Genomic DNA, 25,622 nt, shown 5'->3' on the forward strand with positions numbered 1-25,622 from the left:
GAGCCGATTTCATGTTTCGCTCATTCATTCGCGCGCTGGGCCTGAGCCTGGTGCTGCAGGCGTTCCTCCCTGTCGGCGCACACGCTGCCGAGCCGGCAACGCCCAAGGTGCCCGAGTACGCGCTCGATTCCACCTGGCCTAAGCTGCCGCTGCCGCACAACTGGGCGCTCGGCCTCATCAACGGCATCTACGTCGATGCCAAGAATCATCTGTGGATCTACCACAGTCCCGAGCTGGTGCCGAAGTACGCACTCGGCGCCGCGCAGAATCCGCCGACCGGCAAGTGCTGTGTGCCGGCGCCGGCGATCATCGAATTTGACGAGGCGGGCAATGTGCTGCGCGCCTGGGGCGGTCCCGAGGATGCCAAGGTTCAGGGTTACGACTGGCCGTCGGCCGGTCACGGCCTGTATGTCGACTACAAGGGCAATATCTGGATCGGCGGCAGCCAGACGCGCGTCGGCGCCGATGGCAGTCAGCCGGACGGTCTGTATCTGAAGTTCAGTCCGGATGGGAAGTTCCTGCTGCAGATCGGCGGCAAGGGGCCGTCCAAGGGTAGCCTCGACACGACCATGCTCAGCGGTGCGGCCGCGGTCGACGTCGACCCGGCGACCAACGAAGTCTTCATTGCCGACGGTTACGGCAATCATCGTGTGATCGTGTTCGACGCCGACAGCGGCGCATTCAAGCGCCAGTGGGGCGCTTACGGCAAGCCGCCGACCGATCTGAACATCCCGCGCTATGACGGTGGCCCGGAACTGCCGAAGCAGTTCAATCTCGTGCACTGCATCCGCATTGCAAAGGACGGGCTGGTCTACGTCTGCGACCGCCTGAACGATCGCCTACAGGTCTTCAAGAAGGATGGCAGCTTCGTCATGGAGCATGTCTACGAGCCGATGACGCGCGGCTCCGGCTCGGTCGGCAACGTCAGCCTGTGGCCGGATGCGAAGCAGACCTTCATGGTCATGAACGATCCGGGCAACTTTCAGACGGTGATCCTGCGCCGCTCCGATCTGAGCGAGGTCGCGCGCTTCGGCCACTACGGCACCTGGGCGGGTGAGTATCACCGCAACCACCAGATGGAGTTCGACCTGAAGGGCAATATCTACACGTCGGAAGATCACCGCGTGCAGAAGCTCAAGATCGTGAACGGTGTGAAGCCCTGAGCGTCAGCGCGGTCCGGTGCCTGGATCGCGCCGTTAGTTTTTCTAAAGAGTTAAGCAGAAGGGCTCGATGTTCTTGCATCGCGCGAGTCTCGACAATGCGCAGCCCGATCTGGGGTCTGCGCCGTCGGCTTGCAGGCATGCGTTGCGGACAGGGGCATGGCGCCGTGTTCGCTCCCGCTGGGGCGAGCCACCGAACGGAGATGAGCGTTGCTGAGCGGCAAAAAAATAGCGGCAAATCCCGAGCTGTACTTCAACCCTCATATCGCCGCCGTGCCGAAGTACAACGCCGGGCTGGGGCTCGCGGCGGCGCGCGCCGCCAGTGGCCTGGAGCAGATCGCGCGGCTGGCCAGCAACGAGAATCCGTACGGCTGTTCCCCCGGCGTGCAGCAGGTGCTGTCCGGGAGCAGCGTGGAACCCTGGCGCTATTCCGATCCGGCCTGCCAGCGTCTGCGGATGGCGCTCGGCGAGCAGCTGGGCGTCGATCCGGAGCGGATCGTGGTCGGCAACGGCTCGGAAGAAATGATCGCCGCGGCATCTCGCGCCTTCCTGTCGGAGGGTGCCGAGGCGCTGACCGTGGCGCCGTGTTTCGGTTTGCATGAGATCGAGCCGCTCGCGGTCGGTGCGCGCGTGACCAAGGTGCCGATGACGGCCGATTTCGGCTTCGACGTGCCGGCCCTGGAGACGGCGCTGGCGCGGGCTCCCAACGTCTTCTTTCTGCCGTCGCCGTGGAATCCGGTGGGCGCTGCGCTCGATCATGAGCAACTGGCGCGGGTGATCGCGGCGACGCCGGAATCCACGTTGTTCGTGCTCGACGAGGCGTACTGCGAGTTCACCTCGGAAGCGATCCCGGACGGCTTCGAGGCCCTGCGCGAGGCGGACCGTCCTTACGTGGTGCTGCGCACCTTCTCCAAAGCCTTCGGTCTGGCGGGCTTGCGCGTCGGCTATGCGATCTGCGCCAGCGTCGAAATTGCGCGGATGCTGTCGGCCGCGAAGACGCCGTTCAATGTCAATGCGGTCGCGCAGGCGGCGGCCGTCGCGGCGCTCGATGACCAGGCCTGGATGCAGGCTGCGGTCGCGCGAATCTGCGCGGAGCGCGAGCGTGTGGCGGGCGAGCTGCGTACGCTCGGCCTTCGGGTCGCTCGCTCGGAAGGCAATTTCCTGTTCTTCAGCGTGGGGCGCTCGAGCGCCGAGGTGGCGGCTGAATTGCTGAAGGCCGGGGTGGTGGTGAAGCCCTGGGTCGAGGCGCAGTATCAGGCCTTCATCCGCGTCTCCATCGGTGCGCCGAGCGAGAACGATCAGTTTCTCGCGGCGCTCGCCGCGGTTCTGCGTCCGGCTGCCGCCGGCGCTGCCTGAGGGCATCGAGGCCCGCCGCCGCCGTCAGGGCGGCGGCGGGCTTTTCTGTGGAGCCGGAGCGACGGGATATCGCGCGATGTCGCTCGGTTCGGGTGCTGCGCAGAACGACGCAGGCGCCGGGTGAATGCGCCGGGGCGTCGACGATTCCGGATGGCGGCGGCGTTGCGGCCGGCCGATGACGGCAGGCTTTAGGGCAGGCGCTCGATCCTGATCAGCAGGGCCGCCGCCGCTGCGTCCGTACTGAAGAGCGTCAACGCGCGCGGATTCTGCGGGCCCTGCAGGACGACGCAATCGTGCGTGCCGAGCTCGGCCGCCGTGCCTTCATCCGCGTGCACGCGCATGCGGCCGCCGCCACAGAACACGAGCAGCACCTCCGCATCTTCTCGCGCCGGCAGGGGCGTGCCGATCGGCGCGCGGCTCACGGTGTGCCGGTAACGGCCGCGCCGCGTCATCGTGTTCAGATCGGTGACCGTTGCGCCCAGCAGCTGCGCCTGCACCGGCCGTTCGGCGTCGAAGGCGAAAGGCGGCGCGGCGCGGTCCAGCGTCCGGACGCTGCCGTCGTCGGCGAAGGCGAGGCGCAGGCCGTCGCCTTCGAGCACGCAGAGCGTGCGGTCGATACCGGCAAAGCGGGAAAAAGGTCCGTCGCCGGCGACGACGGCCATGCTGACGCGCCAGTCCAGCGTGTCGAGGCTCGCCGCCGGCGGAGAGACCGCGATTTCGAAGGTCTCTCCGCCGCCGTTCTTCCACGGCATGCGCTGGTAATTGGACGAGCGCAGGATGCGCATGCCGTGTCCCCGGCCTCAGCCGCCGAGAATGCCGGGCAGGTCGAGATGCTTTTCCCGCGCGCAGTCGAGCGCGATGTCATAGCCGGCATCGGCATGGCGCATCACGCCGGTGGCCGGGTCGTTCCACAGCACGCGCGCGAGCCGTGCATCGGCCTCGGCCGTTCCGTCGCAGACGATGACCATGCCGGCGTGCTGCGAGAAGCCCATGCCGACGCCGCCGCCGTGATGCAGCGACACCCAGGTCGCTCCCGAGGCGGTGTTCAGCAGCGCATTGAGCAGCGGCCAGTCGGAGACCGCATCCGAGCCGTCCTGCATCGCCTCGGTTTCCCGGTTCGGCGACGCGACCGAGCCCGAGTCGAGGTGGTCGCGGCCGATCACGATCGGCGCCTTCAGTTCACCCGAAGCCACCATCTGATTGAAGGCGCGGCCGAGACGGTCGCGATCGCCGAGGCCGACCCAGCAGATGCGCGCCGGCAGGCCCTGGAAGTGAATGCGCGCGCGCGCCATGTCGAGCCAGTTGTGCAGATGCGGATCATCCGGGATCAGCTCCTTGACCTTCTGATCGGTCTTGTAGATGTCTTCGGGATCTCCGGACAGCGCCGCCCAGCGGAACGGGCCGACGCCGCGGCAGAACAGGGGGCGGATATACGCCGGCACGAAGCCGGGGAAGGCGAAGGCATCCTTCACGCCGCGATCGAGCGCGACCTGGCGGATGTTGTTGCCGTAGTCGAAGGTCGGGATGCCCTGCTTGTGGAACTCGAGCATCGCGCGGACGTGGATCGCCATCGAGTCCTTCGCGGCTTCGGCGACGGCGGCCGGTTCGGTCGCGCGCTGTGCTTCCCATTCCTCGACCGACCAGCCGATCGGCAGGTAGCCGTTGACCGGGTCGTGGGCCGAAGTCTGGTCGGTCACGGCATCCGGCTTCACGCCGCGGCGCAACAGCTCCGGCAGCACTTCGGCCGCGTTGCCGCGCAACGCGACCGAGATCGCCTTGCCGGTCTTCTTCGCGTCATCGAGGATCGCCAGTGCTTCGTCGAGGTCCTTGGCGCAAACGTCGACATAGCCGGTGCGCAGGCGGAAGTCGATGCTCGACTGCCGGCATTCGATCGCCAGGCAGCTGGCGCCGGCCATCGTCGCGGCGAGCGGCTGGGCGCCGCCCATGCCGCCGAGGCCGGCGGTCAGGATCCAGCGGCCCTTCAGGCTGCCGTCGTAGTGGCGGCGACCCATTTCGACGAAGGTTTCGTAGGTGCCCTGGACGATGCCCTGCGAGCCGATGTAGATCCACGAGCCGGCCGTCATCTGGCCGTACATCATCAGGCCCTTCTGATCGAGCTCGCTGAAGTGCTCCCAGTTTGCCCAGTGCGGCACGAGATTGGAGTTGGCGATCAGCACGCGCGGCGCGTCGCGGTGCGTGCGGAACACGCCGACCGGCTTGCCGGATTGCACGAGCAGCGTCTCGTCGTCGCCGAGACGCTTTAGCGTCGCAACGATGCGGTCGAAGCTCTCCCAGTCGCGTGCGGCGCGGCCGATCCCGCCGTAGACGACCAGTTCCTCGGGACGCTCGGCGACGTCCGGATCGAGGTTGTTCATCAGCATGCGCAGCGGCGCTTCCGTGAGCCAGCTGCGGGCACTCAGCGTCGATCCGTGCGGAGCTCGGATAACGCGCGACTTGTCGATTCGAAGCATGTCTACCACCTGATGTTGAAGCCTTAATCTTTAGGCTGATGGGCTCTGGGCGAATTCGATGCAGCGAGCCAGCACGGTTTCCAGGACCGTGCGCAGCGGCATCGCGAAATCGGGCACGAACGGCGTCGGCCAGTTGTCCGGCGTCGGCGCGCTATCCGGCTCGCGCATGTAGCCTCGGCATCCGAGCTCCATTTGCAGAGCGTGGACGCCCGTCTCCGGCTGGCCGAAGGCGCGCGTGATGTAACCGCCCTTGAAGCGGCCGTTCACGACATGGCTGTAAGGCGTGCCGGCACAGACCGCGGCCACCGCGTCGCTGAGCGCCGCAGCGCAGGCGCGGCCATCGTTGCTGCCGATGTTGAACTGCGGCAGCTCGCCGTCGAACAGACGTGGAATGCGCGAGCGGATCGAATGGCAGTCGTAGATCACGACGCGCGGATGGCGCTCGCGCAGGCGCGAAATTTCTTCGCGCAGCGCGGTGTGGTAGGGATCGAAGTACCGGGCTCGTCGCCGGGCGATTTCGTCCGGCGTCAGCGGAGAGTCCGCCGGATAAAGCGGTTCGCCGTCGAAGGTCGTGGTCGGGCAGAGCTCGGTGGTGGCGAGCCCGGGATACAGGGAATGACCGGACGGATCGCGATTGACGTCGATGACGCTGCGCGACACCGACGTGTGGACGATGGTGGCGCCGAGGCCGGCGGCGAAGCCGTACAGCTGCGGCAGCCACCAGTCGGCGTCCTTGCGCGCCAGCCACGGCGACACGAAGCGCGCTTCGAGCTCGCGCAGATCGGTACCGGCGTGCGGGATGCTGAGCAACAGCGGCGCATCGCCGCGCGTAATGGACAGCCAGTCGGACATGCGGCTCATGCCTCCAGCAAGACCTGCGGCAGCGGCACGCCGGCTGCGGACGCGATCGAGCCGCTGCGCACGAGCGCGATCGCTTCCTCCATGTCCGGATGCATGTAGCGGTCGTTGTCGAGCATCGGTACGCGTGCACGCAGTGCCGTACGCGCAGATTCAAGCGGGACGCTGGATTTGAGCGGGCTGCGGAAATCGCAGGCCTGCGCCGCCATCAGCAGCTCGATGGCGATGACCGCGGTTGCATTCTCGATCATCGGCAGCACGCGACGCGCGCCGTGCGCCGCCATCGATACGTGGTCTTCCTGGTTCGCCGAAGTCGGGATGGAGTCGACGCTGGCCGGGTAGGCGCGCTGCTTGTTCTCGGACACGAGCGCGGCGGCCGTCACCTGCGGGATCATGAATCCGGAATTGAGGCCTGGCCGCGGCGTCAGGAAGGCGGGCAAGCCGGAGAGCGCCGGGTCGATCAGCATCGCGATGCGGCGTTCCGCCAGAGAGCCGATCTCGCAGACGGCGATGGCGATCATGTCGGCGGCGAAGGCGACGGGCTCCGCGTGGAAGTTGCCGCCGGATAGCGCCTCGCCAGTCTCGGCGAAGATCAGTGGATTGTCCGAAACGCCGTTGGCCTCGGTGGCGAGGAAGCTGGCGGCGTGACGCAGCATGTCGAGGCACGCGCCCATCACCTGCGGTTGGCAGCGCAGGCAGTAAGGATCCTGCACGCGATCATCGTCGACCAGATGCGAGGCGCGCAGTGCGCTGCCTGCCATCAGCTCGCGCAGCGCGGCGGCTGCCTCGATCTGGCCCTGATGGCGGCGCAGCGCGTGGATGCGCGGGTCGAACGGCGTATCGGTGCCGCGAGCGGCATCGGTCGTAAGCGCGCCGGTGACCAGCGCCGACTGGAAGAGGACTTCCGCCTCGAACAGCGCGGCGAGGCAAACGGCCGTGGAGAACTGCGTGCCGTTCAGCAGTGCGAGCCCTTCCTTCGGGCCGAGCGTCAGCGGCTGCAGGCCGGCGGCGGCGAGCCCCTCGGTGGCGGGCACGCGTCCCGCGGGCGTATCCACTTCGCCGACGCCGATCATTGCCGCCGCCATGTGCGCCAGCGGCGCGAGGTCGCCGGACGCGCCGACGGAGCCTTGCGACGGCACGACGGGAATGATGTTCGCCGACAGCAGGGCTTCGAGGAACGACAAGGTCCACGGCCGCACGCCGGACGCGCCCTGACCGAGGCTCGCCAGCTTGAGCGCCATCATCAGGCGGACGACGGGCGTCGGCAGCGGAGCACCGGTCCCCGCCGCGTGCGACAGCACGATGTTCTGCTGCAGGCGGTCGAGATCCGCGTCTTCGATGCGAACCGTCGCCAGCTTTCCGAATCCGGTATTGATGCCGTAAACCGGCTTGCCGTCGGCGAGGATGCGCGAGATCGCCGCAGCGCCGCTCTCCACGGCGCCGCGGCAGGAGGCGTCGAGTCTCGGGGTGGCGCCCCGATAGACCGCTCTCCAGTCGTCGAGCGACGTGAATCCAGGCTTCAAAGCAATCGTGATCATCGACCTCTCCAGATACGGGAATGCAGGGGATTGAAGCCCATGCGGTAGACGAGCTCTGCCGGGGCTTCGATGTTCCAGATGGCGAAGTCGGCAAGCTTGCCGGCTTCAAGGGTTCCGACGTCGCGTTCCATGCCGAGCGCACGCGCCGCGTGCCGCGTCGTGCCCAGCAGGCACTCGCCGACCGTGAGACGGAACTGCGTGGCGGCCATGTTCATGGCAAGCAGCAGTGACGTCAGCGGCGAGGTGCCGGGGTTCGAATCGGTCGAGACGGCGATGGCGACGCGGTACTGCCGCAGCAGCTCAACGGGCGGCGGCGTCTTCTCGCGCAGGAAATAGAACGCGCCGGGCAGGAGGACGGCGACGGTGCCGGCGCGGGCGAGTGCTTCGGCGCCGGCTTCATCAGTGAATTCGAGGTGGTCCGCCGACAGTGCGCGGTGCTCCGCGGCGAGCCGGGCACCGCCCAGGTTGGACAGCTGATCGGCATGGAGACGCACGCGCAGCCCGAGCGCAGTCGCGGCTGCGAAGAGGCGCGCGATCTGTTCTGGGGAGAAGGCGATGCTCTCGCAGAAGCCGTCCACCGAATCGACGAGACCTTCTTCGGCGAGCGCCGGCAGCATCTCTGTGATCAGACGGTCGATGTAGGCATCGGCATTGCCGGCCATTTCGGGTGGCACGGCGTGGGCGCCGAGAAAACTCGTGTGCACATGGATCGGGCGCAGCCTCGCCAATTCTCTCGCGGCGCTCAGCATTCGCCGCTCGCTGTCGAGGTCGAGACCGTATCCGGACTTGATCTCGATCGTCGTCACGCCTTCGGCGATCAGTGCATCAAGACGCGGCAGCGCTACAGCGACGAGATCGGCCGCGGACGCCGCGCGAGTCGCACGCAAGGTCGAAACAATGCCACCGCCGGCCGCAGCAATCTGCTGGTAGGTCGCGCCGCGCAGCCGCAACTCGAATTCCGCTGCGCGGTTGCCGCCGTAGATCAGGTGTGTGTGGCAATCGACGAGTCCTGGCGTGATCCAGCGGCCTGCGCAGTCGATGACGTTGGCCCGTTCGGCAGCGTGAAGCGGCAGCTCGGACTCTGGCCCGGCGAAGATGATGCGTTCGCCGCGGGTCAAGATCGCGCCCTGTGGCACGACCCCGATGCCGCCTGCGCTGTCGGCCATGGTGGCGAGCCTCGCGTTGCGCCATAGGCGTTCTTGCGAGTGACGCTGAGTGATCGTCCCGGTGGTCATTTCAAAACAGCTTCCGCAAAAATTCGGCAGTCACTTTCTGTCGTTAATGTATAGTCATATAATCATGGAAAGCAAGTGTGTCTACCGGCGGCGACGGAGTTCGAATCGATGACTGTCCTGTATGCGGAAAATCTGCTGAGCGCCGAAGGCTGGGTGAAGTCGGTGCGTCTTCTTGTGGCAGGACAGCGGATTGCGGATATTCAGGTCGGCGTGCCCGCGGAGCCTGGCGATGAGCGCCATGCCGTCATCGTTCCCGCACTGTCGAATCTTCACAGCCACGCGTTTCAGCGCGGCATGGCGGGGCTGGCCGAGGTGCGCGGATCGTCGACCGACAATTTCTGGAGTTGGCGCGAACTCATGTACCGCTTCGCGTCGCGCATGTCGCCGGAGCAACTGGAAGCGATCGCGGCCCAGGCCTACATGGAGATGCTGGAGGCCGGTTTCTGCAGGGTGGGGGAATTCCACTATCTTCATCACGACATCGACGGGAGGCGATTCGCGGATCCCGGCGAAATGGCGGCGCGTATCGTGCGCGCTGCCGGGATGACGGGTCTCCATCTCACGCTGCTGCCGGTGTTCTATGCGCATTCCTCCTTCGGCGGAAAGGCGCCGAGCCCGGCGCAGAACCGTTTCGTTCATGACCTGGACGGCTATGCGCGTTTGGTCGATCGCTGTCGCGAACTGGTGGCGACGACGAGCCACGGCGTCGTTGGCGTGGCGCCGCACAGCCTGCGTGCGGTGACGCCGGAGGAGCTCGACCGGGTCGTGCGTCTGCTGCCGGGCGCCCCCGTCCATATCCACATCGCCGAGCAACTCGGCGAAGTTCGCGATTGCGTCGCCTGGGCAGGCTCGCGTCCGGTGCGCTGGCTGCTTGATCACGCGCCGGTCGATCCACGCTGGTGTCTGGTGCATGCGACCCATATCGACAGGGACGAAATCGCAGGCATCGCCCGCAGCGGCGCGAGCGTCGGCCTGTGCCCGGTAACAGAGGCGAATCTCGGTGACGGGATATTCCCTGTGCTGGAGTTCCTTGCCGAAGGCGGGCGCTTTGGCGTAGGGACCGACTCGAACGTCTGCATCAGTCTGGCCGGTGAGCTTTCTCTGCTTGAATACTCGCAACGACTTTCGCGTAAAGTTCGCAACGTCGTCAGTCTGGGAGGACATTCGACCGGCATGACCCTGTACCGGCAGGCGCTGGACGGCGGTGCTCGGTCGCTCGGTGCCGCACCGGCTGGTCTTGCCGAAGGCGCCGTAGCTGACTTCGTGAGTCTGTCCCTGGACGAGCCGGCAATGGAGTGCCGCGTCGGTGATGCCGTGCTCGACTCTTGGCTCTTTGCCAGTACCGGCGGCGTCGTGGACAGTGTCTGGGTGGGTGGTGAGAAGCTGGTCGAAGGTGGCCGGCATCGGCATCGGGACCGGGTGCGCAGCGTTTACAGCAAAGCGATAAGGGAGTTGTGCGCTTGAAGGAAAAGAGGAAGCAGGTGGGCAAGCCGAAGCCGGGTTCCGCTCGCGGCGAAGGGCGTGCCGATCGCGGACTCACTTCGCTGCACCAGCGCATTCTTTCGGACATCCAGGGCAACATCATGTCGGGGCGCTGGGAGCCCGGGCAACGAATTCCCGTCGAGCACGAGTTGATGCTGCAGTACGGTTGCTCGCGGATGACGGTCAACAAAGTGCTGACGCAGCTTGCCCGCGAAGGCATCATCGAGCGTCGACGCAAGGTCGGCAGTTTCGTGTGCCGGCCGCAGTCGCAGTCGGCGATTCTGCCGATCGCGGACATCAAGCTGGAGGTTGAAGCGCTTGGCCTCCCGTATCGCTTCGAGATCCTGCAGCGGCACAAACGGCGAGCGACCCGTGCGGACCGGACGCTGCTGCGCGCCGAGGAGGCTCTGCCCATGCTGGAGCTGGTTTGCCGGCATTTCGCCAAGGACGAGCCGTTCTGCGACGAGTACCGGCTGATCAACCTCCAGGCGGTGCCGGGCGCGGCCGCCGAGGACTTTTCGCTCATATCTCCGGGTGCGTGGCTGCTCCGGCAGGTGCCGTGGAACGAGGCGGAGAATCGCATTCGTGCGTCCGGCGCCGCCCCCGACGTGGCTGCACGGCTGAAGATCAAGTCGGGCAGCCCCTGTCTCATCGTCGAGCGCACCACGCGCAGCATGGCGGCGGCGCCGATCACCTTTGTCCGGCTGACCTATCCGGGCAATCTCCACGAACTGGTCGCAACCTTCACCGCATTGACGTCCGCCACCAAGTAGGCAGGACCGCCTCGACGCGGAAGCGGTGAGCCTGCAGTTCAGTCCGCCGAAAGGTGCTGCTGCTGATGGCCTGCGGCGACGAGCGCATTGCGGAAATCCGCGCAGGTGGGCAGATCCAGCGCGTCCCGTTCCCAGGCGAGGAAGTAGGGTTCAGGCAGCCTGAGGCGTCGATCGATCGGGGCAACCAGACGCCCGCTGCGGATCAGCTCGGCGACGATCGATATCTGGCCAAGCACGAATCCGGCGCCCTCTGCAGCCGCGTCGATGGCGGCGCCGGGCAGCGAAAACGATAAGCGGCTGGCTCGCTTCGGCGGGCCGAGCCCGGCGGACCAGGCCCAGTCGGCCCAGGACGGCGGCGGCCGGTGTCGACTGTCCCAGGTGATATCGAGCAGCGGGGCGGCCAGCAGGTCGGCCTCATTCCCGACGGGATGCGCGCGCAAAAAGTCTGGGGAACAGACTGGCACCACTGCATCGCGGAACAATTCGGAGAAGCGATCGTAGCGGCGCACATCGGCGCCGTAGCAGAGTCGAAAATCGATGCCTTCATCCTGGAGTTCGGGTTCCTTCTCGGAGCCGATCAGGCGAAGGCTGACCGTCGGATTGGCGCTACTCCATTCCAGCAGCGGGCGCTTCAGCCAGCTCCCGAGTGATGCGGGGGCGCTGAGCACGATGCCCTGCTTGCTGCGCGCCACCTGCAGCCGGTGCTGGGCGTGGCGGAGTTCGTCGAAAGCGATCCGCACCTGCTCGTAGTAGAGGCGCCCCCAAGACGTCAGCGTCAGCGAGCGGCCATCGCGCTTCAGCAGCCTGACATTCAGTTCATTTTCTATCTTGCGCAGCTGCTGGCTCACCGCGCCGGACGATACCCCGAGTTCCTCGGCAGCGGCGGCGACGCTGCCGCGGCGGACGATCGCCTCGAAGGCCTGCACTGCCCGAACAGGGGGCAGCAGCGATGCGCTCGCCTCAGATTTGTCCTGCAGATGGTCAGACATGGTGCGCGAAGCACAAGCATGTTGCGCGATTCATGTCGTGATCCGCCTTCCGTGTCTGGGCAAAAAGTGCCCTCTTTTTCTTAATGTACAGTCATTTCAATTGGTTTGTATAGACGTAATGAATTTGGGCGCGGAACTTGCTTTTAGGAGGCGGTCTGCGGCTTTCGTTCGGAACTGGGGGGGCGGTGAATGTTCTTGGTGAGGCTTGTTTTCCGATTCATGCTGGGCTTTTCGTTGCTGGCTCCGCTTTCGGCGGTCGGGGCCGTGGCCGAGCTGGAGCGGGGCGAGTATCTGGTGCGCGCCGCCAATTGCGTCAGCTGCCATACCGTGCCCGGCGGCGCGGTACTCGGCGGTGGCGTGCCGTTCCCGACCGACTTCGGCACGATCTATTCGACCAACATCACGCCGGATGTGGCGACCGGCATCGGCGGCTGGACCTTCGCGCAGTTCGACACGGCGATGCGGCGCGGTGTCCGGCCCGACGGTGAGCATCTCTATCCCGCGTTTCCTTACACGAATTTCACGAAGATCGACGAAGCGGACATGCGTGCGCTGTACGCGTACTTCATGAACCTCAAGCCGGTTCACGCGCCGCCGAAGGACAACGAGCTGACATTTCCGTTCAGTCAGCGCGCACTGATGGGCTTTTGGAACACGCTGTTCCTGCATGAAGGAAAATTCATGCCGGATCCGAAGCGCTCCACGCAGTGGAACCGCGGCGCCTATCTGGTCGAGGCGCTGGCCCACTGCAGCGCCTGCCATTCGCCGCGCAACCTGCTCGGCGCCGAGAAGAGCGGAGCCCTATATGCAGGCGGCTCCTTCTACGATCTCGACGAGGACCGTGGCCGCGTCGGACGCGGCGCGCCGAATCTGACGCCTTCGCCGAGCGGACTCGGCGCCTGGTCCGAAGACGACATCGCGTCGTATCTGAAGTCCGGGATCAGCACGCACGCGCGACTGATGGGCACGATGAACGAGGTGGTGCTGAACAGCACACGCTATCTGTCGGACTCCGACACCCAAGCGATGGCGGCCTATCTGAAGAGCCTGTCGCCGGCGGGTGCGAAGCCCGGCAAGCCGAGCGAGAGGGTCATGGCGCTTGGCGCCAAGCAGTACGACATCCATTGCGGCACCTGCCATCTGCCGACCGGCCTCGGGTCCGCCGATACCGCGCCGCCGCTGGCCGGCAGTGCCTTCGCGCAGGCGCCCGATCCCTCGTCGCTGATCGATCTGGTCATCAACGGACCGCGCACGCCGCAGGAGGCGCCGTCGCTCGCGTGGCAGCGGCCCTGGCAGTCGATGAAACCGTTCAGGCAGAAGCTCAGCGATGAGCAGGCGGCGGCGCTGCTCACCTTCGTCCGCAATTCCTGGGGCAACGCCGCGCCCGCCGTCGAGCCGAAGGACATCGATCGCATGAGGTGAGCGCGCGCGGGCCGTAGTGTTTAGCCCCGCTAAACCGTATCGATCCAGGTCTCATTGATCTGGTCTTGCCGGATCAACAAGCATTAAGGAAGGACATTCATGGTTGCGCAGAACGTGATGTTGAAGCAGGACTCGGGATTCTTTGTTGTCGCGCAACGCCTGCCGCTGCTGTCCTGCATGCACGCGTCGATCGACGCCGCCGCGCGGAGCAGCTGACGATGGATCTGCTCGTCATCGTCCTGTACATGGCCGGCATGATCGGCATCGGCTGGTACGCCAAGCTGCGCGCGCAAACGCAATCCGAGTTCCTGGTCGCCGGTCGCCGGCTCGGTCCGTTCTTCTACGCCGGCACGCTGGCCGCGCTGGTGATGGGCGGCGGCGCGACGCTCGGCGGCATCGGCCTCGGCTACCAGCACGGACTGTCCGGTGTGTGGCTGGTGTTCTCGATGTCGGCCGGCGTCGGCGCCATCAGCCTGATCCTGGCGCCACTGATCAACCGGCTGCGCGTCTACACCGTCAGCCAGATGCTGGAGTTGCGCTACGGCGAGATGGGAACCCGCGTGTCCGGCATCGTCATGCTGGCATACACGTTGATGATCTCGGTGACATCGACGATCGCCTACGGCGTGATCTTCTCGGTGCTGTTCGACATCGGCAAGGTGCCGGCGATCCTGCTCGGCAGCAGCGTGGTGATCACCTACGCCGTGCTTGGCGGCATGTGGTCGATCACGCTGACCGACATGGTCCAGTTCATCCTCAAGACCATCAGCATCTTCCTGATCCTGCTGCCGGCGGCGCTGATCAAGGCCGGCGGGTTCGAAGGTCTGCACGCCAAGCTGCCGGCCGAAGCATTCGAGTGGACGGCGATCGGGCCGGGCAGCATCTTCACTTACGTGATCCTCTACGTGCCGACCATGGTGATCGGCCAGGATCTGTGGCAGCGCGTATTCACCGCGCGCAGCGATTCGGTCGCGCGCTGGGCCGGTCTCGCCGCGGCCGGCTACGGCTTCGCCTACGGCATCGCCGGCGCGCTGATCGGCATGGCGGCGAAAGTGCTGCTGCCGGATCTCGTCGGCCGCGACGCGGTCTACACCGAGGTCGTCCGCCACGTGCTGCCGGTCGGCGTCGCCGGCCTGGTCGTGGCCGGCGCGCTGTCGGCGATCATGTCGACGTCGAGCGGCTGCCTGATCGCGACGGCGACGGTGGCCGCCGAGGACATCCGTGGCCGCCGCCGCGGCGCCGGCGCACACGACGAGATCGCCAGCACCCGGCGCTACATCCTGTTCTTCGGCATCGTCATGGCGACGATCGCCTGCCTGCTGCAGGACGTCATCGCCGGTCTGACGATCGCGTCGGACATCCTCGTCGGCGGCCTGATGGTCGCGGTGCTTGGTGGCATGATCTGGCGGCGCGCGACGGCACGCGGCGCGATCGCCAGCATCTTCGCCGGCATCGTCGGCACGATCGGCACGATGATCGTGCTGCGCGACATCTACGCGAACCTGCCGATCTACGTCGGCCTCGGCGCCAGCCTCGCGTTCTTCGTCGTCTTCAGCCTGCTCGACGTGCCGACGCCGGCCGCCGTGCTGGCGCGCTGGGATGAACGAGTGCGGGCGAAAGCGCCGGCGTCCGCCGGCGCGTCGAGCGAGTCCGTAACAGCCGGTGGTGCGCATTCATGATCCGTCCGCTCATCGCGATCGTCCTGCTCGGGGCGGTGCTGCCAGCGGCGGCCGCGTCGCCGCCGCGCATCGACGCGTGCGCGCTGCTCGACGCCGCGCAGATCGAAAAGGCACTGGGTCAGGCCGTCGACGCCGGTGCGCGCCACGATGCCGGCATCGAGAGCAACGGCGCGTGGTCGTCGTCCTGCGTGTGGAAGTTCGCCGGATCGGCGCCCGGCCAGCGCGGCGGCTTCGTGATCCTCAATGCGATGCAGTGGCCGCCCGGCGCCGGCCGCGCGCACGAGTTTCTCGATGCGTTCCGCGACGCCGCGGCGCAGGGCGTCCTGCCGCGCGCGCCAGTCGCCCGCCGCATCGGCGACGAGGCCTTGTGGTGGGGCGATGGCCTCGCCGTACGCCAGGGCGACATCAGCTTCGGCCTGTCGGTCCATGCGCCGCACACCCCATCGAACAACACGCCGGGCGCTGCCGAAGAGCGGCTCGCGCCCCTGGTCCTGAACAGGCTCGATCGTCGCCAGGCGCGACGCACCGATCCGCCGAATTCCGCGAGGTCCTGAACAAATGCTGCAGAGACTGCTGCGTGGTACTCCGAAAGCGCGGAGAACGAAATGGCTGCTGGCCGGAGGCGGCGCACTGCTCGCCGCCGTGCTCGCGATCGTCATCGTCGGCATCATGCGCGGCACGGCCGAGCCGCCGTCCAAGGGCACGCCGAAGAGCATGCGCCTGCTGACGCAGGACCAGTATCTGAACACGGTCGCCTACGTGTTCGGTCCGAACGTGCAGCCGACGACGCGTTTCGCCGCGCTGCCGCGCATCGACGGTCTGCTGGCGAGCGGAGCGTCACTGGCCGGTCTCACCGATGCGCAGCTGGAGACCTACCAGAAGACTGCGACCAAGGTCGCGGCGCAGGTCGTCAACGAAGACAGCCGCAGGTATCTGGTGCCGTGCGAGCCGGCCGCCGCCGACGCCGCCGATGCCGCGTGCGCCAAGGAGTTTCTCGCGCAAGTGGCGCCGCTGCTCTACCGCCGCGCGCTGCCGGAAGAGCAGATCGACAAGTTCGTCGCCGAGGCCGGCAAGGCCGCCGATTCGCTGCACGATTTCTATCAGGGACTCGGCATCGTCATCGAAGGCATGCTGATCAGCCCGAACGTGCTGCTGGTCGCCGAAGTCGCCGAGCCCGATCCCGACCATCCGGGCGAGATGCGCCTCGACAGCTGGTCACTGGCGACGCGTCTGAGCCTGTTCCTGTGGAACGCCGCGCCGGATGCGGAACTGCTGGCGGCCGCGCAGAGCGGAGCCTTGCAGACCAAGAAGGGTCTGGCCGGGCAGGTCGACCGCATGCTGGCGAGCCCGCGGCTGGAAACCGGCGTGCGCGCGCTGTTCGACGACATGTTCGCGTTCGAGGATTTCACTCGCCTCACCAAGGACAACACCATCTATCCGGCTTTCACCGGCGAGACAGCGGTCGATGCGCGCGAGCAGACGCTGCGCACGGTCGTCGACCATCTGCTGGTGCAGCGCGCCGACTATCGCGACCTGTTCACGACGCGCAAGACCTTCATGTCGCCGTCGCTCGCGCCGATCTACAAGGTCGCCGCGCAGGGGCCGGGCTGGACGCCGTACGAGTTCCCGCCGGACGATCCGCATTCCGGCCTGCTCACGCAGGTCAGCTTCGAGGCGCTGCACTCGCATCCGGGCCGCAGCTCGCCGACCTTGCGCGGCAAGGCGCTGCGCGAAGTGATGCTGTGCCAGACCGTGCCGCGGCCGCCGGCGAACGTCGATTTCTCCAAGGTGCAGAACCCCGACGGCAGCGTGAAGACGGCGCGCGAGCGCATCGCCTTCCATCTGCAGAACCCGTCGTGCGCCGGCTGCCACCGCATCATGGATCCGATGGGTCTGTCGATGGAGGCCTTCGACGGCGCCGGCACGTTCCGCCACGAGGAAAACGGCGTCGCGATCGACACCAGCGGCAATCTCGACGGCGTGGAGTTCACCGATATCGTCGGTCTCGGCAAGGCGCTGCGCGACAACCCGCAGGTGCCGTGGTGCGCGGTGCGGCGCACCTTCGCGTACGGCACCGGCACGGCCGCCGACAGCAACGATCGCCGCGTCCTTGAATACCTGTCGGCAGAGTTCGCCGACCAGGGCTACGTGTTCCCGGACCTGCTGCGCGACATCGCCCTGAGCCGCGCCTTCCGCAAGGTCTACGAGCCGCACGTGCGCAAGACCTACCCGCTGCCGGACCTGAAGTCCGCCGAGCGGCCGCAGCAGACCGCATCTGCCGAGCTGCCGCTGTCCGGCAGCGCTGCCGCCCATCCGTGATTCCGAGACCGAGGAGGTTTCCTTCATGAAAGTCAAAAACCTGAGCCGCCGCCATGTCCTGCGCGGCCTCCTCAATGGCGGCATGGTCGCTGTGGCGCTGCCGGTGCTCGACTGCCTGCTCGACGACAGCGGCAAGGCCTGGGCCGCCACCGGCGAGTCGCTGCCGCTGCGCTTCGGCACCTGGTTCTGGGGCCTCGGCGCGACCAACCGCATCTTCGTGCCGCAGAAGATCGGCGCCGGCTACGAGGTGCCGTCGCAGCTGGGACCGGTCGCGCGCGTGCAACAGCACGTCAACCTATTCACCAATCTCAACGTGTTCCGCGACGGCGAACCGAACCTCTGCCACTACTCGGGCTGGATCGTCGGCCGCACCGGCAAGGCGCCGAAGAGCACGGCCGAGCAGCCGGGCGAGACCCTGGACATCACGGTCGCCAACCAGATCGGCCGCACGACGCGCTTCCGCACCTTGACGGCGTCGGCGACGGGCGATTTCCGCAACACGGTCAGCTACGAGAACGCCAACTCGCCGAACCCGCCGGAGATCTCGCCGCTGGAGTTCTATACGCGCCTGTTCGGCGCCGACTTCCAGGACCCGAACGCGCCGGTGTTCACGCCGAACCCGCGCATCATGGTCCGCCGCAGCGTGCTGTCCGGCGTGCTCGACGAGATCAAGACGATGGAGAAGACGGTCGGCGCCTCGGACCGCCAGCGCCTCGACGAATACTTCACAGGCCTGCGCCATCTCGAGAAGCAGTTCGACCAGCAGCTGACCAAGCCCGAGCCGATCGCCGCCTGCCATGCGCCGCCGTCGGTGAGCATGGACCCGAAGATGGGCGTCGAGGTCGAGATGGTGCAGAAGCGCCACCGCATGCTGACCGACCTGATGGTGATGGCGGTCGCCTGCGACCAGACGCGCGTCTTCAACATGGCGTACTCGAACGCCCAGGCCAATACCGTCAAGGAAGGCTACGAGAAGCCGCACCACACGACGACGCACGAGGAGCCGATCGACAGCCACATCGGCTATCAGCCGCAGTGCGCGTACTTCTCGTCGCGCGCGATCGAGGAGTGGGCGTACTTCGTCGAGGCCTTCACCAAGATCCGCGAGGGAGCCGGCACGCTGCTCGACAACATGCTGATCTACGCCAACACCGATCACGGTGAAGCGCGCATTCACTCGCTCGACGGTCTCGTCGCGTTTACCGCCGGCCGCGCCGGCGGACGCGTGAAGACCGGCCTGCACATCGATGCCGGCGCCACCGGCGTGACGCGCGTCGCCTACACGGCGATGCGCGCCATGGGCATCGATCTCCCGAACTGGGGCGCCAAGAGCAACATGACCTCTAACACGTTCAGCGAGATTCTGGCGTGACCCATCATCCGATCTTCAAACGCCTGCTGCTGCTGTGCCTGGCGGCAGCGCCGCTGCTCGCGCAGGCCGACGCCAGGTCGCCGTGGCCGGATTCGGCGAAGGACAAGGAACAGTACGAGCCGGTGAAGATGCCGCCGGGCTTTCAGATCGTCGTCACCGAACAGGAAGGCCCGGTGTTCGCCGATGCGCGCGGCCATACGCTGTACACCTGGCCGGTGCGACAGCTGCGCAACGGACCGGTCGGCGAACGCAAGGGCGCGCCGAGCTGCGACGCCACCAAGTACACGGAGAACGCCGGCCTGATGAGCCCGTATCCGGCGGGCTTCGAACTGCCGGAGCTGGCGACGCGACCGAGCTGCATCGACGTCTGGCCGATCGTCGTCGCCGACAAGGACGCCAAGCCGGTCGGCAAGTGGACCGTCGTGCAACGCAAGGACGGCATCAGCCAGTGGGCCTACGACGGTTATGCGCTCTACACCTCGGTGCTCGACGACCAACCCGGCGAGGTCAACGGCGCGCATTCGCAGGCGTCCGGCGAAGTCGGCGTGCGCAAGCCGGCCGAAGCGCCGTCGATGGTGCCGCCGCAGTTCAAGGTCGACGCCAACCTCGTCGGTCGCATGCTGCTGACCAGCGACAACTATTCGGTCTACGCCAGCAAGCAGGACCAGCCGGATCGATCGAACTGCAAGGGTGCCTGCCTCGAAGCATGGAAGCCGATCGAAGCGCCGGCGTATGCGAAGCCGCGCGGCGAGTTCGGCATCATCGAGCGCTCGCCCGGCATCCGTCAGTGGACCTTCCGCAAGCAGCCGCTGTACACGCACGTCGGCGAACCGTTCAAGAAGATGTACGGCAGCGATGAGCCGGGCTGGTACAACGTCTACGCGCAGTACACGCCGAAGCCGCCGGCCGATTTCACGGTGCAGGAGAGCCCGACCGGGCTGGTGCTCGCCGACAAGGCCAGCAAGACGGTCTACATCTACAACTGCGCCGACGATGCGCTCGACCAGCTCGCCTGCGACCACCCGGCGTCGCCGCAGGTCTATCGCTTCACGGTCTGCGGCGGCGGTGATCCGAAGCGCTGCCTCGAGCGCTTTCCGTACGTGCCGGTCTCCAAGGGTGTGAAGAGCGACAACCTGCTGTGGACCGCGATGTGGATCGACCCGATGACCGGCAAGGAGGCGAAGCCCAACGCGCCCGGCGCGCTGTACGTCTGGGCCTATCGCAAGCGGCCGGTGTACACGCATTACCGCGACCGCGGTCCCGGCGACATGACGGCCGACCAGTGGGGTGAGTTCTACGGCTATCGCAACGGCTACAAGGCCTTCTGGCTGCGGTCCGACTTTGGACGAGGTGCATGATGAACGACGTGAACGATCGGCATTCGCGATCTGCGCTGCAGCGTGCGGCGCTCGGCCTGACGGCACTCGCCTGGCTGCCGCTGGCGCTGAGCGGCAGCGTGACGGCGGCCGAGCCGACCGCGAAGCCGGCGGCCAAACCGGCAGCAAAACCGGCAGACCTCAAGGACTGGGCGCCACCCGGCGGACGCATCGGCTACGTGCTGTGGGACGAAGTGTCCTGGGGCCTGCGCGAGACGCCGACCAAGGAAGAGTGCCCGAACGGTTTCAACATCGGCCCGCGCGAGCAGTTCGCCGAGGAATTCCCGAAGGACGGCAAGAAGCGCACGCTGGTCGAGACGCAGCTCAAGCGCGAGGCGGCGATCTGGGACCCGGACACGACGCCGGACGAGTTCCCGTTCTACGAGGCGACCGGCAAGTACGCGATCGGCGTCAATCTCGACGGCAAGGACACGCCCGAGGACTTCGAGAGCGATGACGGCCGCAAGGGCATCGACAATCAGCTGTTCCGCGTCGTCGGCTGCATCCGCAATTACCGTAAGGAAGGCGAGCTCGGCATCATCACGACCAAATGGCGCGCGCAGAAGCCGTTCAACCGCGTCACCTTCGAGATCACCGGCGTCGACAGCCTGAAGAACGATCCGGACGTCACCGTTTCGTACTACCGCACGCTCGACACGCTGCTCGCCGGGCCGACCGGCAATTACCTGCCGGGTGGCTCGCAGCGCATCGACGAGCGCTGGGGCAAGCGATTCATCATCAGCGCCAAGGGTCGCATCGTCGACGGCGTGCTCGAGACCGAGCCGTTCAAGGAAATCCTCGTGCCGGAAGACGGCATGGGCGATCCGGCGATCAATATTTTCAAGAGCGCGCAGCTGCGCCTGAAACTGACGCCGGAATCGGCGGAAGGCGTGCTGGCCGGCTACATCGACGTCGAGCAGTGGTACTACGCGATGAACACCTCGTGGGCGACGCACCACGCCGCGTACGGCCAGGCGTCGGCGGCGTCGATCTACAAGGCCCTGCGCCGCCTCGCCGACGGCTATCCCGACCCGAAGACCGGGCAGAACACGGCGATCTCCGGAGCACTGGATATGAGGCTCACGCAGGTCTACGTCATTCATCCGGAGTCGGAGCAGCCGGCCTCCGGCGCGCGCTGAGCTCTCCTGTCGCGCGGGCGCCGCGCGGGCGCCTGCGCAGACCCGGTCGCTCAGGTCCCGCCGCCCGCGGGCCCGCCGGGCGCCTCCCTGTCCCGCCATCCCCCGGCGTGGCCTTCCATTTCGATCGAAAGCCTGACGATCCGGCCGGGCGGGGCCCGGCTCGGCGCCCGCTTTTCGAGAAGAGCACCTGTGAACAAGCGTTCGCTTCACTACAACAAGCTGTCGCCGCGCGAGATGCAGGCGCTGTACCTGCTGATTTGCGGGCGCTCGACCAGAGAGATGGCGGAGAGACTCCAGATCTCGGTGCACACCGCCCACCACCATCGCCGCTGCGTGTACGAGAAGCTCAACGTGCGCAACACGGCCCAGCTCATGCGCGAGGCCTTCCTGGAGGGCTGGCTGGTGCGTCGAGAGGAGAGCGATGCGGCGCGCGGCGACCGGCGTCTGCGTCAATCGCCATAGCCATTCGCGGCGTCCTCCATGAAGCTCGGGCGAGCATTGTCACGGGGCGCCGCCGACAGTGACCCGACTTAAAGTCTGCGGCTGCGCCGATGCGCAGAATAGGCGCGACGCTGGCGGCGATACGCCTGTTGTCCGCGGCCCCCTTGCGCCTCAGGTTCCCGCCGAGTCCGGCGTCAGTTCGATGTGCTCGGGCTCGCCGAGGAACTTCGGTTCGGTGCTGAGCAGGAAAATGTCGAGGATCGCCTTGACGCGGGCGAACACTTCGCGCGGCGGGTTGCGGCTGCCATAGCCGCCGTCGCTGGTCGCCGGGGCGATATAGGCGACCACCTTGAGACCGAGCTTGCGGCCGATGAAGACGGCGCGGTACGAGTGATAGCGCTGCGTGACGACGGTGAACTGCTTGAGGCCGAACACCGCCTCGGCGCGCACGATCGAGTCCAGCGTGCGGAAGCCGGCGAAGTCCATCGTGATCGCGGTGTCCGGCACGCCGGCCTTGATCAGCTCGCGGCGCATCGCGCGCGGCTCGTTGTAGGTCTCGTCCGGGTTCGCGCCGCTGACGATCAGATGCTTGAGCTTGCCGTTGCGGTACAGCTCCGCGGCCGCCTCGATGCGGCCACGGAATTCCGGACTCGGCTTGCCGTTTTCCAGGTACTTGCTGGTGCCGAGCACGACGCCGACGTCGTTCGCCGGCAGCAGCGCCCAGTCGCGGTAGATGTACGCGTCGGTGCTGTTGATGACCCAGCGGTTGCCGAGCAGCACGATCAGCGCGAACGCGAGAAAGCCGGTGATCAGCCAGCGTTGCAGGAAGCGGCGAGTCCAGGGTTTCAAGTCGCAAGACCCCACAGCAGATACGCGAACAGCGCGATCTGGATGACGTAGAAAGTGGCACGCACCATCACCAGCGCGACCGAGGTGCCGATCAGATGGACGACGCTCTGCGCGACGCGTGCGCCGAGCACCCAGCAGCCCAGCGCGTCGACGCCGGCGGTCTTGCCGAGCAGCTGCGCCGCCAGCACGATCACCGCGAACACCGGCAGGTTCTCGAGCACGTTCAGATGGGCGTGACCGGCGCGTTCGATGAAGGACGGTACCGCGATCGACCGGCCGCGACCCCAGCTGTTGATGCTCTTGCCGCGCAGCACCTCGAGCACGCGCCACGTCAGCACGATGGCGACCAGCACCAGCGTCCACGCGGTATAGCCTAGCAGCGCCGTCATTCCCGTCATGTTTCGTTTTCCCCTCGTTATGAATCGTTTGGTATCGGCACGCCGCTGCCGGTCCGGCCGGCGGCGTCCGCCGGCATTGTAGCGGCTGCGCCGGCGGGATCGCGCCGGCTCAGTGCGAGAGGCGGCGCATCGCCGCTTCGAGGCCCGACAGCGTCAGCGGGAACATGCGGCCCTGGCCGAGCAGCTCGTTGGTGACCTGCACCGAGGGCGTGTATTCCCAGTGATCCTCGCGTTCCGGGTTCAGCCAGACCAGGTTCGGGAACTGGTCATGGAGGCGCTTGAACCAGACCGCGCCGGCCTCCTCGTTCCAGTGCTCGACGCTGCCGCCCGGATGGACGATCTCGTAGGGGCTCATCGTCGCGTCGCCGACGAACACGACCTTGTAGTCCGGCGTGTACTTGTGCAGCACGTCGAACAGCGGGATGCGCTCGCTGTGCCGGCGCGCGTTGTCCTTCCACACCGACTCGTAGACGAAGTTGTGGAAGTAGAAGTGCTCCAGATGCTTGAACTCGGTCTTGGCGGCGCTGAACAGTTCCTCGCAGACCTTGATGTGCGGGTCCATCGAGCCGCCGACGTCGAGGAACAGCAGTACCTTCACCGCATTGCGGCGCTCCGGCACCATCTTGATGTCGAGGTAGCCGGCGTTGCGCGCCGTCGAGCTGATGGTGTCGTCGATGTCGAGCACGTCGGCCGCGCCTTCGCGCGCGAAGCGGCGTAGCCGGCGCAGCGCGATCTTGATGTTGCGGGTGCCGAGTTCGATGCTGTCGTCGAGATTGCGGAAGTCGCGCTTCTCCCAGACCTTGACCGCCTTCTTCTGGCCGCCGGGCCCGCCGATGCGGACGCCTTCCGGATTGAAGCCGCCGTGGCCGAACGGGCTGGTGCCGCCGGTGCCGATCCACTTGCTGCCGCCGTGGTGCTGTTCCTTCTGCTCTTCGAGGCGCTGCCGGAGCGTTTCCATCAGCTGGTCGAGCCCGCCGAGCGCCTGGATCTTGGCCAGCTCCTCCGGCGACAGGTGCAGCTCGGCCTGCTTCTTGAGCCATTCCTCCGGGATCGAGCCGAACAGCTCGCCGGTGACGGCTTCGATGCCCTTGAAGTACGCGGCGAACGCGCGGTCGAAGCGGTCGTACTGCGACTCGTCCTTGACCAGCGCCGCGCGCGACAGGTGGTAGAAGTCGTCGATCGAGAAGATCGCGACGTGCTTCGACAGCGCTTCCAGCAGCATCAGGAATTCGCTGAGGCTGGCCTTGACGCCGGCGGCGCGCAGGGTGAAGAAGAACGTGAAAAGCACGGGTGGCGGGGCAGAGGGTTTATGGCATTGTAGCGCCTCGTTCCCGTCCGTCCGCCAGCGCACCGCCGAGCCGACCATGACCGCTCCGACCCTCCGCGGCGCCGCCGCTTTCGTCCAGCAGGTGCGGGCCGCCGAACAGCACCTGTCCGGCGCCGATCCGGTGATGGCGGCGGTCATCGAGCGCCACGGTCCGTGCACGCTCGGCGCCACGCGCCGCGATCCGTTCCACACGCTGTGCGCGTCGATCATCAGCCAGCAGCTGTCGAGCAAGGCGGCCGACACCATCCAGGCCCGGCTGATGGCCGGCATCGGCGCCGGGCGCCGCATCACGCCGCCGCTGCTGCTGGCGGCCAGCCACGAGGAATTGCGCGGCTACGGTCTGTCGACCGCCAAGGCGCGGTGGCTGCGCGCGCTCGGCGAGGCGGCCGCGGCCGGCACGCTGGATTTTCGTGCGCTCGGCCGGCTCGACGACGAGGCGGCGATCGCGGTGCTCGACGCGCTGCCCGGCATCGGCCGCTGGACCGCCGAGATGTTCCTGATGTTCGCGCTCAACCGCATCGACCTGTTCGCGATGGACGATGTCGGCCTGCGCCGCGGCGTGGCGATGCTCTACAACCGGGGCCGGCCGCTGTCCGACGCGCGCACCCTGAAGATCACGCGGCGCTGGGCGCCGTACCGCACGATCGCCAGCTGGTATCTCTGGCGCGTCGCCGACCCGGTCAACGAGATCTGGGTCTGAGCGCCGCGCGGCCGCTCAGGCCGCGGCCGGTACTGCCGCCTGCAGACGGCGCTGCGCGCGCCCGTACTTCTCGTCGATGCTGCGCAGTACGTACTGCTGGTGGAAGTAGCGCTGCGCGCGCTGCTCGATGTACGCGCACGACGCCGGCGAGGCGGTGTCGTAGTAGATGGTGAAGTCGAGCAGATCGTCGCGGCCGAGCAGGTGCAGCGGCTCGTGGTCGACCGGCACCACGCCGAACTCGACGAAGTGCCGCAGCACCTGGTAGCGCGTCAGACCGACGATGAAGTCGTAGCCGTGCGCGGCCGCGTGCAGCGCGCTGTGCCGCAGCAGCAGGCCGAGGGCGATGGTCGCGCGAAAGCGCGGCACGACGATCACGTTGTTGACTTCGAGCAGACGCAGGGGCGCGCCGTCGGCGCGCGTCGCGCGCGGCAGCACGCGGCGGAAATGATGATCGCCGTCGTCGACCGGCGTCAGCCGGAAGGTCGCCGCGGTCTGCGCGCCGAACTCGAGCAGGAAGCAGCGCGAATCGTCGGTCGGACGCAGCCCGGCGAGCGGAAAGCCGAGCGCGCCGTAGGTCTGTTCGAGCAACGCTTCGTAGGTGCGGCGCTGCAGCTGGCCGTCGATCTCGCGGATGCGGTAGCGCTCCGGGCGGTAGAGATCGAGCGACGAATCGGCGGCGCCTGCCGACGGCAGGTCGGCGACGGCGACGGCGGCGAGCGGAAGGCGGTTCATGTCGGG

At 67.0% G+C, this 25,622-nt stretch carries 23 protein-coding genes; 13 read left to right on the top strand and 10 right to left on the bottom strand.

Going from position 1 to position 25,622, the window contains the following annotated elements; all coding sequences use genetic code 11:
* Nucleotides 1–11: 11 nt before the first annotated feature.
* Nucleotides 12–1,163 (top strand): NHL repeat-containing protein, encoded by a 1,152-nt coding sequence (locus K343_RS0118685; protein ID WP_028009352.1) that lies wholly within the window; start codon nucleotides 12–14, stop codon nucleotides 1,161–1,163.
* Between the two features lie 207 nt (nucleotides 1,164–1,370).
* The gene (hisC, locus tag K343_RS0118690) at nucleotides 1,371–2,516 is read left to right on the top strand and encodes a histidinol-phosphate transaminase (protein ID WP_084615996.1); all 1,146 of its coding nucleotides are present in this window, start codon (nucleotides 1,371–1,373) and stop codon (nucleotides 2,514–2,516) included.
* Nucleotides 2,517–2,704: 188 nt separating this feature from the next.
* On the opposite strand, the gene K343_RS22870 is transcribed toward hisC, so the two are convergent.
* From K343_RS22870 to hutI, 5 genes are read right to left on the bottom strand one after another with little or no spacing between them, the layout of a single operon-like run.
* On the bottom strand, nucleotides 2,705–3,301 hold the full coding sequence (locus K343_RS22870) for a HutD/Ves family protein (RefSeq protein ID WP_043113162.1): 597 nt from the start codon (nucleotides 3,299–3,301) through the stop codon (nucleotides 2,705–2,707).
* 15 nt (nucleotides 3,302–3,316) lie between these two features.
* Complete coding sequence (gene hutU, locus K343_RS0118700) at nucleotides 3,317–4,987, bottom strand: urocanate hydratase (RefSeq protein ID WP_028009354.1); 1,671 nt, start codon at nucleotides 4,985–4,987, stop codon at nucleotides 3,317–3,319.
* Between the two features lie 30 nt (nucleotides 4,988–5,017).
* Nucleotides 5,018–5,848: an N-formylglutamate deformylase gene (hutG, locus tag K343_RS0118705; protein WP_028009355.1), complete on the bottom strand. Its 831-nt coding sequence runs from the start codon at nucleotides 5,846–5,848 to the stop codon at nucleotides 5,018–5,020.
* Nucleotides 5,845–7,383: a histidine ammonia-lyase gene (gene hutH / locus K343_RS0118710; RefSeq protein ID WP_028009356.1), complete on the bottom strand. Its 1,539-nt coding sequence runs from the start codon at nucleotides 7,381–7,383 to the stop codon at nucleotides 5,845–5,847. Before hutH ends, hutG begins: the two co-directional genes overlap by 4 nt.
* Nucleotides 7,380–8,549, bottom strand: coding sequence for an imidazolonepropionase (gene hutI, locus K343_RS0118715; RefSeq protein WP_211226343.1), 1,170 nt, complete (start codon nucleotides 8,547–8,549; stop codon nucleotides 7,380–7,382). The genes hutH and hutI overlap by 4 nt, the downstream gene beginning before the upstream one ends.
* A 177-nt stretch (nucleotides 8,550–8,726) precedes the next feature.
* Between hutI and K343_RS0118720 the strand changes: the two genes are divergently transcribed.
* Nucleotides 8,727–10,082, top strand: a complete 1,356-nt coding sequence (locus K343_RS0118720; RefSeq protein WP_028009358.1) for a formimidoylglutamate deiminase — start codon at nucleotides 8,727–8,729, stop codon at nucleotides 10,080–10,082.
* 17 nt (nucleotides 10,083–10,099) lie between these two features.
* Nucleotides 10,100–10,873 (top strand): histidine utilization transcriptional repressor HutC, encoded by a 774-nt coding sequence (hutC, locus tag K343_RS0118725; protein WP_028009359.1) that lies wholly within the window; start codon nucleotides 10,100–10,102, stop codon nucleotides 10,871–10,873.
* A 38-nt stretch (nucleotides 10,874–10,911) separates the two neighbouring features.
* On the opposite strand, the gene K343_RS0118730 is transcribed toward hutC, so the two are convergent.
* Nucleotides 10,912–11,862 carry a LysR family transcriptional regulator gene (locus K343_RS0118730; RefSeq protein ID WP_051278717.1) on the bottom strand — a complete coding sequence of 317 codons (951 nt, stop codon included), beginning with the start codon at nucleotides 11,860–11,862 and terminating at the stop codon, nucleotides 10,912–10,914.
* A 264-nt stretch (nucleotides 11,863–12,126) separates the two neighbouring features.
* On the opposite strand from K343_RS0118730, the gene K343_RS0118735 reads away from it, so the two are divergent.
* The 8 genes from K343_RS0118735 (at nucleotide 12,127) to K343_RS22875 (ending at nucleotide 21,631) form a co-directional block, all read left to right on the top strand.
* Nucleotides 12,127–13,284 (top strand): cytochrome c, encoded by a 1,158-nt coding sequence (locus tag K343_RS0118735; RefSeq protein ID WP_245585244.1) that lies wholly within the window; start codon nucleotides 12,127–12,129, stop codon nucleotides 13,282–13,284.
* 218 nt (nucleotides 13,285–13,502) lie between these two features.
* Entirely contained in the window at nucleotides 13,503–14,963 is a 1,461-nt protein-coding gene (locus K343_RS0118740) for a sodium:solute symporter family protein (RefSeq protein WP_084615997.1), read from the top strand.
* A complete protein-coding gene (locus tag K343_RS0118745; protein ID WP_028009363.1) occupies nucleotides 14,960–15,517 on the top strand; it encodes a hypothetical protein in 558 nt (185 codons plus the stop codon). The genes K343_RS0118740 and K343_RS0118745 overlap by 4 nt, the downstream gene beginning before the upstream one ends.
* A gap of 4 nt (nucleotides 15,518–15,521) precedes the next feature.
* Nucleotides 15,522–17,282, top strand: a complete 1,761-nt coding sequence (locus tag K343_RS0118750) for a DUF1592 domain-containing protein (protein ID WP_028009364.1) — start codon at nucleotides 15,522–15,524, stop codon at nucleotides 17,280–17,282.
* A gap of 25 nt (nucleotides 17,283–17,307) precedes the next feature.
* Nucleotides 17,308–18,654, top strand: coding sequence for a DUF1552 domain-containing protein (locus tag K343_RS0118755; RefSeq protein WP_028009365.1), 1,347 nt, complete (start codon nucleotides 17,308–17,310; stop codon nucleotides 18,652–18,654).
* Complete coding sequence (locus tag K343_RS0118760) at nucleotides 18,651–20,012, top strand: COG4315 family predicted lipoprotein (protein ID WP_028009366.1); 1,362 nt, start codon at nucleotides 18,651–18,653, stop codon at nucleotides 20,010–20,012. Before K343_RS0118755 ends, K343_RS0118760 begins: the two co-directional genes overlap by 4 nt.
* Nucleotides 20,012–21,169: a hypothetical protein gene (locus K343_RS0118765; protein ID WP_028009367.1), complete on the top strand. Its 1,158-nt coding sequence runs from the start codon at nucleotides 20,012–20,014 to the stop codon at nucleotides 21,167–21,169. Before K343_RS0118760 ends, K343_RS0118765 begins: the two co-directional genes overlap by 1 nt.
* Nucleotides 21,170–21,358: 189 nt before the next feature.
* Entirely contained in the window at nucleotides 21,359–21,631 is a 273-nt protein-coding gene (locus K343_RS22875) for a response regulator transcription factor (protein ID WP_028009368.1), read from the top strand.
* Between the two features lie 150 nt (nucleotides 21,632–21,781).
* Here the strand turns inward: K343_RS22875 and K343_RS0118775 are convergent, their stop codons facing one another.
* From K343_RS0118775 to K343_RS0118785, 3 genes are all read right to left on the bottom strand, one after another.
* Nucleotides 21,782–22,459, bottom strand: coding sequence for a SanA/YdcF family protein (locus tag K343_RS0118775; protein ID WP_028009369.1), 678 nt, complete (start codon nucleotides 22,457–22,459; stop codon nucleotides 21,782–21,784).
* Nucleotides 22,456–22,857, bottom strand: a complete 402-nt coding sequence (locus K343_RS0118780) for an MAPEG family protein (protein ID WP_028009370.1) — start codon at nucleotides 22,855–22,857, stop codon at nucleotides 22,456–22,458. Before K343_RS0118780 ends, K343_RS0118775 begins: the two co-directional genes overlap by 4 nt.
* 109 nt (nucleotides 22,858–22,966) lie before the next feature.
* Nucleotides 22,967–24,145, bottom strand: coding sequence for a vWA domain-containing protein (locus K343_RS0118785; protein ID WP_020649665.1), 1,179 nt, complete (start codon nucleotides 24,143–24,145; stop codon nucleotides 22,967–22,969).
* A gap of 76 nt (nucleotides 24,146–24,221) precedes the next feature.
* Between K343_RS0118785 and K343_RS0118790 the strand changes: the two genes are divergently transcribed.
* Nucleotides 24,222–24,884, top strand: coding sequence for a DNA-3-methyladenine glycosylase family protein (locus K343_RS0118790; RefSeq protein WP_028009371.1), 663 nt, complete (start codon nucleotides 24,222–24,224; stop codon nucleotides 24,882–24,884).
* 15 nt (nucleotides 24,885–24,899) lie between these two features.
* On the opposite strand, the gene K343_RS0118795 is transcribed toward K343_RS0118790, so the two are convergent.
* Nucleotides 24,900–25,616 carry a hypothetical protein gene (locus tag K343_RS0118795; protein WP_028009372.1) on the bottom strand — a complete coding sequence of 239 codons (717 nt, stop codon included), beginning with the start codon at nucleotides 25,614–25,616 and terminating at the stop codon, nucleotides 24,900–24,902.
* Between the last annotated feature and the right edge of the window lie 6 nt (nucleotides 25,617–25,622).

Origin of the sequence: Solimonas flava DSM 18980, from assembly GCF_000426685.1 — a bacterium.
Classification (GTDB): Bacteria; Pseudomonadota; Gammaproteobacteria; order Nevskiales; family Nevskiaceae; genus Solimonas; species Solimonas flava.

Excerpts from the sequence above, each read along its gene's own strand:
- K343_RS0118795 (WP_028009372.1), bottom strand. The coding sequence starts at position 25,616 with ATGAACCGCCTTCCGCTCGCCGCCGTCGCCGTCGCCGACCTGCCGTCG.
- K343_RS0118750 (WP_028009364.1), top strand. The coding sequence starts at position 15,522 with ATGCTGCAGAGACTGCTGCGTGGTACTCCGAAAGCGCGGAGAACGAAA.
- K343_RS0118765 (WP_028009367.1), top strand. The coding sequence starts at position 20,012 with ATGAACGACGTGAACGATCGGCATTCGCGATCTGCGCTGCAGCGTGCG.
- K343_RS0118790 (WP_028009371.1), top strand. The coding sequence starts at position 24,222 with ATGACCGCTCCGACCCTCCGCGGCGCCGCCGCTTTCGTCCAGCAGGTG.
- hutG (WP_028009355.1), bottom strand. The coding sequence starts at position 5,848 with ATGAGCCGCATGTCCGACTGGCTGTCCATTACGCGCGGCGATGCGCCG.
- hutH (WP_028009356.1), bottom strand. The coding sequence starts at position 7,383 with ATGATCACGATTGCTTTGAAGCCTGGATTCACGTCGCTCGACGACTGG.
- K343_RS22870 (WP_043113162.1), bottom strand. The coding sequence starts at position 3,301 with ATGCGCATCCTGCGCTCGTCCAATTACCAGCGCATGCCGTGGAAGAAC.
- K343_RS0118685 (WP_028009352.1), top strand. The coding sequence starts at position 12 with ATGTTTCGCTCATTCATTCGCGCGCTGGGCCTGAGCCTGGTGCTGCAG.
- K343_RS0118780 (WP_028009370.1), bottom strand. The coding sequence starts at position 22,857 with ATGACGGGAATGACGGCGCTGCTAGGCTATACCGCGTGGACGCTGGTG.
- K343_RS0118740 (WP_084615997.1), top strand. The coding sequence starts at position 13,503 with ATGGATCTGCTCGTCATCGTCCTGTACATGGCCGGCATGATCGGCATC.
- K343_RS0118720 (WP_028009358.1), top strand. The coding sequence starts at position 8,727 with ATGACTGTCCTGTATGCGGAAAATCTGCTGAGCGCCGAAGGCTGGGTG.
- K343_RS0118755 (WP_028009365.1), top strand. The coding sequence starts at position 17,308 with ATGAAAGTCAAAAACCTGAGCCGCCGCCATGTCCTGCGCGGCCTCCTC.
- hutU (WP_028009354.1), bottom strand. The coding sequence starts at position 4,987 with ATGCTTCGAATCGACAAGTCGCGCGTTATCCGAGCTCCGCACGGATCG.
- K343_RS0118730 (WP_051278717.1), bottom strand. The coding sequence starts at position 11,862 with ATGTCTGACCATCTGCAGGACAAATCTGAGGCGAGCGCATCGCTGCTG.
- K343_RS0118745 (WP_028009363.1), top strand. The coding sequence starts at position 14,960 with ATGATCCGTCCGCTCATCGCGATCGTCCTGCTCGGGGCGGTGCTGCCA.
- hutI (WP_211226343.1), bottom strand. The coding sequence starts at position 8,549 with ATGGCCGACAGCGCAGGCGGCATCGGGGTCGTGCCACAGGGCGCGATC.